General features: G+C 48.3%; 14 protein-coding genes. 13 read left to right on the forward strand and 1 reads right to left on the reverse strand.

Annotation, left to right across the window (positions count from 1 at the left end):
• Genes coaE through I2H87_RS04490 form a run of 5 tightly spaced genes read left to right on the forward strand, consistent with a single transcriptional unit; the run spans position 1 to position 3,962 of the window.
• On the forward strand, positions 1 to 582 hold the full coding sequence (coaE, locus tag I2H87_RS04470; RefSeq protein WP_117549608.1) for a dephospho-CoA kinase: 582 nt from the start codon (positions 1 to 3) through the stop codon (positions 580 to 582).
• Positions 579 to 1,376, forward strand: a complete 798-nt coding sequence (locus I2H87_RS04475; protein WP_009268288.1) for an MBL fold metallo-hydrolase — start codon at positions 579 to 581, stop codon at positions 1,374 to 1,376. Before coaE ends, I2H87_RS04475 begins: the two co-directional genes overlap by 4 nt.
• A 33-nt stretch (positions 1,377 to 1,409) precedes the next feature.
• Complete coding sequence (locus tag I2H87_RS04480; protein ID WP_009268287.1) at positions 1,410 to 1,682, forward strand: ACT domain-containing protein; 273 nt, start codon at positions 1,410 to 1,412, stop codon at positions 1,680 to 1,682.
• Between the two features lie 34 nt (positions 1,683 to 1,716).
• Complete coding sequence (locus I2H87_RS04485) at positions 1,717 to 3,081, forward strand: PFL family protein (protein WP_117549610.1); 1,365 nt, start codon at positions 1,717 to 1,719, stop codon at positions 3,079 to 3,081.
• A gap of 17 nt (positions 3,082 to 3,098) precedes the next feature.
• Positions 3,099 to 3,962 (forward strand): DegV family protein, encoded by an 864-nt coding sequence (locus I2H87_RS04490; RefSeq protein ID WP_195609415.1) that lies wholly within the window; start codon positions 3,099 to 3,101, stop codon positions 3,960 to 3,962.
• Between the two features lie 102 nt (positions 3,963 to 4,064).
• On the opposite strand, the gene I2H87_RS04495 is transcribed toward I2H87_RS04490, so the two are convergent.
• Entirely contained in the window at positions 4,065 to 5,348 is a 1,284-nt protein-coding gene (locus I2H87_RS04495) for a nucleotidyltransferase (RefSeq protein ID WP_120171137.1), read from the reverse strand.
• A gap of 96 nt (positions 5,349 to 5,444) precedes the next feature.
• Here I2H87_RS04495 and mgtE point away from each other — a divergent pair, with 96 nt between their 5' ends.
• The 8 genes from mgtE to rnc all read left to right on the forward strand — a co-directional run bounded on the left by mgtE (position 5,445) and on the right by rnc (position 12,263).
• On the forward strand, positions 5,445 to 6,779 hold the full coding sequence (gene mgtE, locus I2H87_RS04500; protein ID WP_117549342.1) for a magnesium transporter: 1,335 nt from the start codon (positions 5,445 to 5,447) through the stop codon (positions 6,777 to 6,779).
• A 144-nt stretch (positions 6,780 to 6,923) separates the two neighbouring features.
• Positions 6,924 to 7,922, forward strand: a complete 999-nt coding sequence (gene pta, locus I2H87_RS04505) for a phosphate acetyltransferase (RefSeq protein WP_009268282.1) — start codon at positions 6,924 to 6,926, stop codon at positions 7,920 to 7,922.
• A 72-nt stretch (positions 7,923 to 7,994) separates the two neighbouring features.
• On the forward strand, positions 7,995 to 9,185 hold the full coding sequence (locus I2H87_RS04510; protein ID WP_009268281.1) for an acetate kinase: 1,191 nt from the start codon (positions 7,995 to 7,997) through the stop codon (positions 9,183 to 9,185).
• A gap of 95 nt (positions 9,186 to 9,280) precedes the next feature.
• Positions 9,281 to 9,808: a YceD family protein gene (locus I2H87_RS04515; protein ID WP_195609416.1), complete on the forward strand. Its 528-nt coding sequence runs from the start codon at positions 9,281 to 9,283 to the stop codon at positions 9,806 to 9,808.
• Positions 9,809 to 9,811: 3 nt separating this feature from the next.
• A complete protein-coding gene (gene rpmF / locus I2H87_RS04520; protein ID WP_009268279.1) occupies positions 9,812 to 9,991 on the forward strand; it encodes a 50S ribosomal protein L32 in 180 nt (59 codons plus the stop codon).
• 231 nt (positions 9,992 to 10,222) lie between these two features.
• Positions 10,223 to 11,251: a phosphate acyltransferase PlsX gene (gene plsX / locus I2H87_RS04525; RefSeq protein ID WP_195609417.1), complete on the forward strand. Its 1,029-nt coding sequence runs from the start codon at positions 10,223 to 10,225 to the stop codon at positions 11,249 to 11,251.
• A 21-nt stretch (positions 11,252 to 11,272) separates the two neighbouring features.
• Positions 11,273 to 11,503 (forward strand): acyl carrier protein, encoded by a 231-nt coding sequence (gene acpP / locus I2H87_RS04530; protein WP_009268277.1) that lies wholly within the window; start codon positions 11,273 to 11,275, stop codon positions 11,501 to 11,503.
• A 70-nt stretch (positions 11,504 to 11,573) separates the two neighbouring features.
• Entirely contained in the window at positions 11,574 to 12,263 is a 690-nt protein-coding gene (gene rnc / locus I2H87_RS04535) for a ribonuclease III (protein WP_044955052.1), read from the forward strand.
• Positions 12,264 to 12,268 lie beyond the last annotated feature (5 nt).

A 12,268-nucleotide genomic window follows, 5' to 3' on the forward strand; every position in this document is an offset into this window, starting at 1 on the left:
ATGAAAGTAATAGGAATTACCGGCGGCGTCGGCTGCGGAAAAAGCGCGGTGCTCGCATATCTGGAATCGGAGTACGCCGCGGTGGTCACAGAGCTGGACGAGGTGGCAAAGAATCTGCAGAAAAGCGGACAGGAATGCTTTGGACAGATCGTTGCACAATTTGGCGTCGAGATTCTGGGGGATGACGGAGAGCTGGATCGGAGCCGGCTTGCGGAAATTGTGTTCCGGGATCCGGAAAAACTTGCAAAGTTAAATACGATCGTGCATCCGAAAGTAAAAGAATGGGTGCGGGAGGACATTGCGCGGAAGCGAAAGGACGGCGTCGGGCTGTATGTGATCGAGGCGGCGCTTCTTCCGACTGCGGGATACGAGTCGATCTGTGATGAAATGTGGTATATTTATGCGGAAGAACCGGTGAGGAGACGCAGACTGAAAGAATCGCGCGGCTATACGGACGAGAAGATCACGCAGATGATCGCATCACAGCCGACGGAACGGATGTTCCGGGAAAGCTGCGGTCACATGATCGACAACAGCGGAACATTGGAAAATACAAAGAAACAGATAGGAGAATTATTATGAGAATGTGCAGTATTGCCAGCGGAAGCAGCGGCAACTGTATTTATGTGGGAAGCGACGATACGCACCTGCTTGTGGATGCGGGCATCAGCAAAAAAAGGATCGAAGCCGGACTGGAAAAGCTGGAGATCAAAGGGGATGAACTGGACGGGATCCTTGTGACCCATGAACATTCAGACCATATTCAGGGGCTGGGGGTGTTCAGCAGGAAGTATGGAGTCCCGATCTATGCGACGCCGGGAACGATCGAGGGGATCAAATCCAGTTCCAGTCTCGGAAAACTGCCGGATGGGATCCTGCATCCGATCACGGTCGACGAGAAATTTACGCTGGGAGATATTACGGTCGATCCGTTTGCGATTTCTCATGATGCCAACGAGCCGTCCGGCTATCGGATGGAGTGCGGCGGGAAAGCGGCGGCGGTGGCGACGGATCTGGGGATCTATAACGACTATATCGTGAAGAAACTGGAAAATCTGGATGCAGTGCTTCTGGAAGCAAATCACGATGTACATATGCTGGAAGTCGGCGGATATCCGTATCATCTGAAGCGAAGGATTCTGGGAGACAGGGGGCATTTGTCCAACGAATTGTCAGGCAGACTTCTTTGTGATATACTACATGATAATTTGAAACATATTGTTTTGGGGCATTTGAGCAAGGAGAATAATTATGCAAAACTTGCGTATGAGACTGTGAAGCTGGAAGTAACGCTCGGGGACAATCCTTATAAAGGAGAGGAACTGAATATGCAGGTCGCAAACCGCGACAGCGTATCGGAGATCCTTATGTTTTAAGCAGAAAATAGAATGTGCAGGAGGACAAACAGGATGAAAAAATGTATCGTATCAGTATTGGGAAAAGACACCGTAGGGATCATTGCAAAGGTATGTACTTATCTTGCAGAGCATCAGATCAATATTCTGGATATTTCACAGACGATCATTCAGGGATACTTCAATATGATGATGATCGTGGACATATCGGATCTGGAACAGGATTTTACGGCGGTCTGTGACGAGATGGCGACGCTCGGTGAGGAGATCGGCGTGACGATCCACTGCCAGAGAGAAGAGATTTTTGAAAAAATGCACAGACTGTAAGCGGAAAACGAAAAACGAATGCGAGGAACCAGACATGATTAATATGTATGAAGTATCAGAGACAAATAAGATGATCGAACACGAAAATCTGGATGTGCGTACGATCACACTTGGAATCAGCCTGTTGGACTGTGTGGACTCCAATCTGGAAGAATTGAACCGGAAGATTTATGATAAGATCACAACCATTGCAAAAGATCTGGTCAGCACGGGGCAGGATATTGAAAAAGAATTCGGGATTCCGATCGTGAATAAACGGATTTCCATTACGCCGATCGCCCTGGTCGGCGCTGCGGCATGCAAATGTCCGGAAGATTTTGTGGAGGTGGCAAAGACGCTGGATCGCGCGGCGAAAGAAGTCGGCGTGAACTTTATCGGCGGTTATTCGGCACTTGTCTCCAAAGCGATGACAAAGAGTGATGAGAATCTGATCCGTTCGATCCCGCAGGCGCTGGCAGTAACCGAGCGGATCTGCAGTTCTGTCAATGTCGGCTCGACGAAAACCGGCATCAATATGGACGCGGTCCGTCTCTGCGGCGAGATTGTAAAAGCAACTGCCGAGGCGACGAAAGAGAATGACTCTCTTGGCTGTGCGAAACTGGTGATCTTCTGTAACGCACCGGATGACAACCCGTTTATGGCAGGCGCATTTTTAGGCGTGACGGAAGCGGACGCTGTGATCAATGTCGGTGTCAGCGGTCCGGGAGTTGTGAAAAAAGCGTTGGAAAACGTGCGGGGAAAAGGATTTGAAGAACTTTGCGAGACGATCAAAAAGACAGCGTTTAAGGTAACCCGTGTGGGACAGCTTGTCGCAGGGGAAGCGTCAAAACGCCTCGGTGTTCCGTTCGGGATCGTAGATCTTTCGCTGGCCCCGACACCGGCGATCGGCGACAGCGTGGCGGAGATCCTTGAGGAAATCGGACTGGAGCGGGTCGGCGCACCGGGAACGACGGCGGCGCTGGCAATGCTGAACGATCAGGTAAAAAAAGGCGGCGTGATGGCGTCTTCTTATGTAGGAGGACTCAGCGGCGCGTTTATTCCGGTCAGCGAAGATCAGGGAATGATCGACGCGGTCAATGCGGGAAGCCTGACACTGGAGAAACTGGAGGCGATGACTTGTGTCTGCTCGGTGGGACTGGATATGATCGCCATTCCGGGAAAGACCGAGGCAAGTACGATCTCCGGGATCATCGCGGACGAGATGGCGATCGGTATGGTCAACCAGAAAACGACAGCAGTCCGTCTGATCCCGGTGATCGGAAAAGATGTAGGAGAAATCGCGGAGTTTGGAGGACTTCTCGGATATGCGCCGATCATGCCGGTCAATGAATTCGGCTGTGATGCATTTATCAGCAGAAAAGGAAGAATACCGGCTCCGATCCATAGTTTCAAAAATTAGCACAGAAAGGAAGCGACATGAAAAAAATAGCGATCATGACAGACAGCAACAGTGGGATCACACAGGAAAAGGGCAAAGAACTGGGAATCTGTGTTCTGCCGATGCCGTTCTTTATCAATGAGAAGCTGTATTTTGAAGATATTACACTGACACAGGAAGAATTTTACAAATATCTGGAAGCGGATGCGGACATTTCCACTTCCCAGCCGTCTCCGGGAGATGTGATGGAACGCTGGGATCAGCTGCTGGAAGAATATGATGAGGTCGTACATATCCCGATGTCCAGCGGTTTGAGCGGATCTTGTGAAACCGCGATGACATTGGCGCAGGATTATGACGGGAAAGTGCAGGTGGTGAACAACCAGCGGATTTCCGTGACGCAGGAGCAGGCGGTTTATGATGCGATGCTTTTGCGGGATGCAGGAAAAGACGCCTCGCAGATCAAAGAGATCCTGGAGGCGGAAAAGTTTGAGTCTACGATCTACATTACCGTAGATACGCTGAAATATTTAAAGAAAGGCGGTCGGATCACTCCGGCAGCGGCAGCGCTCGGAACGGTATTGAATCTGAAGCCGGTTTTGCAGATCCAGGGAGAAAAGCTGGATGCGTTTGCAAAAGTACGCGGATGGAAAGCGGCAAAGCGTACGATGCTCAAGGCAATTGAGGCGGATCTGAAAGAACGTTTCAAAGGAAAAGAAGATCAGCTTGTATTGGGCGTTGTGTGCACATGCAGCAAGGAAGACGCAGCGGAATGGAAAGAAGAGATCCATACGATGTTTCCACAGTTTGAGATCATGGAAGCTCCGCTGTCTTTGAGCGTTGCATGCCATATCGGTCCGGGAGCGATGGCGGTGACTTGTACGAAGAAAGTGAAGATCTGACGATACGCGTGTGCGCTTAAAAGATTGCAGCGTCCGTGTACAAAAGGCGTATTTTTCTTGTACACGGATGCTGTTGACAGGAAAGAGATAACCAGAGGAACCTTATATTTTAAGGATCCCCTGGTTATACTCATTTTTAAAAGCTGTTTTATACTTGTCTGTCACAACGGACGTGTAAAGATTAGAAGCTAAAACATCCTGCGTCAGCATTTTCTGTCCGGATTCCGGGAGATGTCCGGCGTCATACAGGCGGGTGAGCAGCGGAAGCTTTCCGTGCCTGGCGGCTGCGGAGATCACTTTTTCCGAGTCTTTCCGAAAGCCAAGAAGATGGGCATAATAATGAAAATGATCGGAAGTATAGGCGGCGACATTTTTCTTTTTGATCCCCAGCATAATATGCAGCAGCGCCCGGTTGACACGGGTCTGCGTGAGCTCCCGTGTTTTCAGAAGTTCGCAGAACTGCTGGTAGTGAAAATAATGATTGAGCTGCGCGCAGATCCGGTTGGCAAGTTCCTGAGAAACATCCATGTATCGGATCAGGGAATCCGGTTTTTTGTTGAGCAGTTTATACTTTAAAATGAGAGAAAAATCATTCTGGCAGATCGGATACTGGATCCTGTGATGATCTTTTAATAATTCCAGACAGGATTCCGGAACCTGATGTTCCAACTCACCGAGGATATGGTGTATCCCGGAAGATTCCGGCTGACCGGCATGGTCGATATGAACCGCGGAACCGGAGTAGGCGAGCAAGGAACGGATCGCGGAAGCGGAGCTGTAGGAATCGTGCAGATCCGGATCGTGATAATGTGCTCCGCGCCGGGCGATCGTGTACGGTATGATCCGGCTTTTCTGACGCTTCAGGGCTTTTAAATATTCGATCCCGAGAATATTGTTCGGATCGTTTAAGAGGAAAGAGCAGTCGTTTCCGCGGAGACATGCGGAGACGGCTTCCTGCCGTGCCATGGGATAGGAAGCTCCGTTTTTTAAATGGAACCTAAGGACGGTTCGGTAAAGTTCCGGTTCCTCCACGAGAAGATCGGCGATCTGCGAAAGACTTTCGAGGTCGTTACACTCACTGCCGAATACAAGCGTATCGACGATGCCGAGCCGATCGAGAAGAGAAACAGCGCCCTCTGCGAATAATTCCGCGCTGCCGGTCGCATAGCAGACAGGAAGTTCAAAAACCGCGGAAGCACCGCATTTTAATGCCATTTCCGCTCGGAGACGTTTGGGCATGCATGCGGGAATCCCGCGCTGTACATAGTCGCCGCTCATCACAACGACTGCGTGGTCGGCGCCTGTGATTTTTTTTGCCTGCTCGATATGATAGCGGTGTCCGTTATGGAATGGATTGTACTCAGCGATTAATCCGACAATTTTCATAAGAATCTCCTTGTATATCTTTTTGAGAACTATTATACTATAAAAGATGGTAAAAAAACATCAAGAAAAATGAAATGAACGAAAGCGGGGGACGTAATGAAGAAAGAACAGGTCGAAGAACTGCTTGAAAAGAGGGAGTTCAAAGAATTAAAAGAATTGCTGGAAACGATGCACCCCGTTGATATTGTAGAGATTTTAGAGGACATTGAGCAGCGGCAGATGATCCTGATCTTCCGGCTTCTGGCGAAAGAAGAGGCGGCGGAAGTATTTACGGATATGAATAGCGATATGCGTGAATATCTGATCAATGCATTGACAGACTCGGAGTTGGAAGAGGTCATGGATGAGATGTACCTTGACGACTCGGTCGACGTACTGGAAGAGATGCCTGCCAATGTGGTAGACCGTCTGCTGTCGGTAACCGACGAGGAAACAAGACAGAAGATCAATGCGCTTCTGCAGTATCCGGAGGACAGCGCGGGAAGCATCATGAATGTGGAGTATATCAGCCTGCGCAAAGAGATGACGGTGGAAGAAGCGATCTTGAAGATCCGGCAGGTTGGTATCAACCGGGAGACGATCTATACTTGTTATGTGACAGAGAAGAAAAAACTGATCGGGGCGGTGGACGTCAAGGATCTTCTGACGGCCGGCGAGTCCAGATTGATCGAAGAGATCATGGATGAAAATGTACTTTGTGCCCGCACGTTAGATGATCAGGAAGAGGTGGCAAGCAAGATCCGGAAATACGGTCTTGTTGCGATCCCGATCATCGATCACGAGAATTGTCTTGTCGGAATCGTTACGGTTGACGACGCCATGCTCGTTATGCAGGAAGAGACAACGGAAGATATCAGCATGATGGCCGGTGTCAGCCCGAACGAAGATTCGTATTTCGGTACGTCCGTTTTTCAACATGCGAAGAACCGGTCGCTGTGGCTGATGCTTCTGATGCTTTCGGCAACGGTCAGCGGCGAGATCCTGGCGCATTATGAAAAGGCAATGGCGGCGATGCCGGTGCTGATCACTTTTATTCCGATGCTGATGGGAACAAGTGGAAACAGCGGATCTCAGAGTTCTACGATGGTGATCCGGGGACTCGCCGTGGGAGAGATCCAGTTTAAAGATTTTTTCAGGGTCGTATTTAAAGAGATCCGGGTGGCTCTGATCGTCGGAGTGCTGCTTGCGATCGTCAATGGAATCCGCGTATATCTGATGTATGATCAGGATCTGACGCTTGCGATCGCCATTGGCGTTACGATGATCGCCATTGTATGCATGGCGAAATGTGTCGGCTGTACGCTTCCGCTTCTGGCAAAAAAGATCGGACTCGATCCGGCGCTGATGGCGGCGCCGCTGATCTCCACGATCATGGATACTTGTACGATCCTGATGTATTTCGCGATCATAACTGCATTGTATCGAATGTAAAGGCTGCGTTTGCAGCCTTTTCGCTTTTTATATAGAAAGCGAAATAAAATTGTTCTTAAAAATGCACATGAATCCCACTTGTATACAGTATTTCTTTGCGCTATAATGAAGAAAGTGAGAAAAAAGGAAAGGTGGTTTTTAACCATGGGATTTATTGATGAGATCAAAGCAAGAGCAAAAGCAGACGTAAAGACGATCGTGCTTCCGGAGACAGAAGACGAGAGAACTTATAAGGCAGCGGAAGCCGTACTGAAAGAGGGTACTGCAAAGCTGATCCTTGTAGGAAGCAAGGAAGAGATCGAGAAAAACGGAGCCGGTTATGATCTTACAGGCGCACAGATCGTAGATCCTGCGACAAATGACAAGACAGAAGCATACATTGCGAAGCTTGTAGAATTGAGACAGAAAAAAGGTATGACAGAAGAACAGGCAAGAGAACTGCTTCTGAACAACTATTTATATTACGGTGTTATGATGGTAAAAATGGGAGATGCGGACGGAATGGTTTCGGGTGCATGTCACTCCACAGCAGATACACTGCGTCCGTGTCTGCAGATTTTGAAGACCAAACCGGGAACAAAGCTTGTTTCCGCATTCTTCGTAATGGTTGTTCCGGACTGCGAGATGGGAGCAGAGGGAACGTTTGTATTCGGAGATTCCGGTCTGGAACAGAATCCGGATCCGGAGAAACTTGCACATATCGCAGTTTCTTCCGCAGCATCATTTGAACTGCTGACAGGAAAAGAGGCCGCAGTCGCAATGCTTTCCCACTCCACAAAAGGAAGTGCAAAGCATGCGGACGTAGACAAAGTCGTAGAAGCTACCAAGATCGCAAAAGAGCTTGCACCGGAACTGAAATTAGACGGAGAACTGCAGCTTGACGCGGCGATCGTACCGTCTGTCGGAGAGTCAAAAGCTCCGGGAAGCCCGGTTGCGGGACATGCCAACGTATTGATCTTCCCGGATCTGGATGCCGGAAATATCGGATACAAACTGGTACAGAGACTGGCAAAAGCGGAAGCTTACGGACCGCTGACACAGGGAATCGCAGCTCCGGTCAACGATCTGTCCCGCGGATGCAGTGCAGAAGACATCGAAGGTGTCATTGCGATCACAGCCGTACAGGCTCAGGCACAGAACTAAAAAAATTATCCGGAATGGATGAGGAACTTAGGACGGTTCCTATAAAGAATGATATGTGGAGGATATAGAAAAATGAACGTATTAGTTATCAATTGCGGAAGTTCATCATTGAAATTCCAGTTAATCAATTCTGACACAGAGGCAGTTCTGGCAAAAGGACTTTGCGAGAGAATCGGGATCGACGGAAGACTGACATATCAGCCGGCAGGCGGAGAAAAAGAAATTTTCGAGAAAGCAATGCCGACTCATACCGAAGCGATCCAGTTTGTGATCGATGCCTTGACGAATGAAAAGACAGGAGTCGTAAAGAGCCTGGACGAGATCGGAGCTGTCGGACACCGTGTCGTACACGGCGGAGAGAAATTTGCACAGTCCGTTGTGATCACCGAGGAAGTAAAGAAAGCAGTTACAGAATGTAACGATCTGGCGCCGCTTCACAATCCTGCCAACCTGATCGGTGTAGAAGCATGTGAGAAGCTGATGCCGAATACACCGATGGTCGCAGTTTTTGATACCGCTTTCCACCAGACAATGCCGGAAAAAGCATATATGTACGGACTTCCGTATTCTTATTATGAAAAATACAAAGTAAGACGTTATGGTTTCCACGGAACAAGCCACAGCTTTGTGTCCAAACGGGCGGCAGAGATTGCAGGTGTTCCGTATGACCAGACAAAAACGATCGTCTGCCATCTTGGAAACGGGGCAAGCGTATCTGCCGTATTAAACGGAAAATCTGTGGATACTTCCATGGGACTGACTCCGCTGGAGGGACTTGTCATGGGAACACGTTCCGGTGATATTGACCCGGCGATCCTGGAATTCATTGCAAAGAAAGAGAATCTGGATATTGAGGGACTGATGAAAGTCCTGAATAAAGAATCCGGTGTATACGGACTTTCCAACGGTGTGTCCAGTGATTTCCGTGACCTGACTGCCGCAGCGGCAGAGGGACAGAAACCGGCACAGATCGCATTGGAAGTATTTGCATACCGTGTGGCAAAATATGTCGGTGCGTATACTGCTGCAATGAATGGCGTGGACAATATCGTATTTACGGCGGGAATCGGAGAGAATGTCGTACAGGTTCGTGAAGAAGTCTGCCGGTACCTCGGATTCCTCGGAATTGAGATTGACAACGAAAAGAATGCGATCCGCGGAGAAGAAGTTGTGATCTCCACTCCGGATTCCAAAGTGAAAGTTATGGTTGTTCCGACCAACGAAGAACTTGCGATCGCTCGAGAGACCGTAGCGCTTTTATAATCGGCTATTACGAAAAAATTAAAATGTGATAATTTCATATTGACAAACACATTTTACATGATATAATAGTTTAGGTGTGAATAGGAGTAATAGCAATGGTGATTAACCTATCAGACGTATTGTCAGAGCAGCATAAACCGATTGATGTGACAGTATCTTTTGAATTGAAAGAGATCCGCATGAAGAGCGGTGTGTTTCCGATTATTGAAAAAGATCCGGTACATGTCAGAGTATCTCACAGGAAGAACAAGGAACTGGAGATTCAGGCAGAGACACGTGTGTCAGTCCTGATTCCGTGTGACAGATGCTTAAGTGAGGTGAAAGAGGAGATCCCGCTTTGTTTTATGAAGCAGGTCGACCTTGGCACATCGGATGCTGAACTGCCAGAGGGATTCGACGAATCCAATTTTATTGACGGATATTATCTTGACGTGGACAAAATGCTCTATAACGAGATATTGGTGGGATGGCCGACAAAAGTTCTTTGCAGTGAAGACTGTAAGGGCATTTGCAGCGTTTGTGGTCAGAATCTAAATGAGGGTACCTGTGACTGTGAAGACACAGGACTTGACCCAAGAATGTCAGTTGTCCGTGATCTGTTTAAGAATTTTAAGGAGGTGTAACCTATGTCTATCTGTCCAAAGAATAAATCTTCAAAAGCTAGAAGAGATAAGAGAAGAGCTAACTGGAAGATGAGCGCTCCGAACCTGGTGAAGTGCCCGAAGTGCGGAGAACTTATGATGCCTCACAGAGTATGTAAGGCATGCGGCAGCTACAATAAAAAAGAAATCATAGCTGTTGACTAAGAATGACGGTGAAAATGCAGAGAACCCGAGTGGTTGCTCTGCATTTTTTATATAGGCGACGAGCCAAAGTCCGGGCTTGCCCGAGACCTTGGCGACTGCTTACAATCCCGGAATGTGCCTTTTGGCACTTCCGGTGGTTGTATATTTTTCATGTGTGGGAACCATCTTTTGTTCTTGATTTTTAGAGGGATGTTTAGTAGAATTAATAGAAGCAGCAAAGGAGGAAAAAAGATGTCCGAGATGACGGTAGTTGCACTGGATGCCATGGGCGGTGATAATGCGCCGAAAGAGATGATAAAAGGTGCGGTTGAGGCAGTGCAGAAGCGCAGCGATATAAAAGTGTTATTGGTAGGAAAGCAGGATCTGATCGAGGAAGCGCTCGCCGGATATACATATCCGAAAGAGCAGATCGAGGTGGTGCATGCATCAGAGGTGATCGAGACGGCAGAGCCGCCGGTGCTTGCGATCCGCAGAAAGAAAGATTCGTCTCTTGTGAAAGCGATGCAGCTTGTGAAGAATAAAGAGGCGGATGCGCTTGTTTCAGCAGGAAGTTCCGGAGCGATCCTTGTAGGAGGTCAGGTGCTTGTAGGCAGGATCCCGGGAGTGAACCGGGCGCCGTTAGCCCCGTTGATCCCGACGGCAAAGGGAATGTCACTTTTGATCGACTGCGGGGCGAATGTCGATGCCAGACCGGCACATCTTGTCCAGTTCGCAAAGATGGGTTCCATTTATATGGAACATGTGATCGGAAAGAAGAATCCGACGGTAGGGATCGTCAACATCGGAGCGGAGGAAGAGAAAGGAAATGCGCTCGTGAAAGAGACGTTCCCGCTTCTGAAAGCGTGCAAAGACATCAACTTTGTGGGAAGTGTGGAAGCGAGAGACATTCCGTCCGGAGCTGTGGACGTGGTAGTCTGTGAAGCGTTTGTAGGAAACGTGATCCTGAAATTATACGAGGGAGTCGGGGCAACATTGATCCGAAAAGTGAAACACGGTATGATGGCAACCCTGCGTTCAAAAATCGGAGCGCTTCTTGTAAAACCGGCATTAAAGGCTACATTAAAAGATTTTGACGCCAGTGAATACGGCGGAGCGCCGCTTTTGGGATTGAACGGACTGGTTGTCAAGACACACGGAAGCTCCAAAGCGAAAGAAGTGTGTAATTCCATTATTCAGTGCGTGGCATTTAAAGAACAGCAGATCAATGAGAAGATCCGCGTATCGATCGAAGCTGCGTCGGAAGAAAAAAAGGAAGATTAAATCGGGAAAGGAATCAAAGTCATGGAATTTGAAAAATTACAGAAAATCATTGCAGAGGTTATGAATGTTTCAGAGGAGGAGATCCGTCCGGAGACAACGTTTGTAGATGATCTGGGAGCGGATTCTCTTGATGTATTCCAGATTATCATGGGAATCGAGGAAGAATTTGATATTGAGATCGACAACGAGGAAGCTGAGAAGATCAAGACCGTACAGGACGCGGCAGACCAGATCAGAAAAGTTGTAGAATAATGAATTGATAGAATGTGAACCGGAAAAGCCCTTGGAGGGCTTTTTCGATTTGATGAGAAAGGAACGGTCGATGAGAGAAAGATTAAAGGAACTGGAAGCGCGGATCGGGTATGAGTTCCGGGACGTATCCTTGTTGGAGCGGGCGCTGAGACATAGTTCTTTCACGAATGAAAAACGTATGCCGAAGCAGGAATGTAACGAACGGCTTGAATTTCTGGGAGACGCAGTGCTGGAATTGGTGTCCAGTGAATTTTTATTTAAAGAATATCCGAAAGTTTCAGAGGGGGAACTGACAAAGACGCGTGCAAGTATGGTATGCGAGCCATCGCTTGCTTTTTGCGCCAGAGATATCGATCTGGGGAAGTACCTGCTTCTCGGAAAAGGTGAAGAGGCGACCGGCGGCCGGCAGAGAGATTCTGTGACGTCAGACGCAATGGAAGCATTGATCGGCGCGATTTACCTGGACAGTGGTTTTACTAATGCAAAAGAGTTTATCCATAAGTTTATTTTATCGGATCTTGAAGATAAGAAACTCTTTTTCGATAGCAAGACTATTTTGCAGGAGATCGTGCAGGCAAAGGGAAAAGAAGCGGTGAACTATCGCTTGACGGGAGAAGACGGACCGGATCATAACAAAGTATTCTCAGTCAATGCGGAGATCGGCGGAGTTTCTTATGGGAGCGGAAAAGGACGTTCCAAGAAAGCAGCGGAGCAGGAGGCGGCTTACCGTGCGATTCTGCGATTGAAAAAAGAACAGTAAGAACA

Source organism: Mediterraneibacter glycyrrhizinilyticus (assembly GCF_015560805.1).
Taxonomy (GTDB): Bacteria; Bacillota; Clostridia; order Lachnospirales; family Lachnospiraceae; genus Schaedlerella; species Schaedlerella glycyrrhizinilytica_A.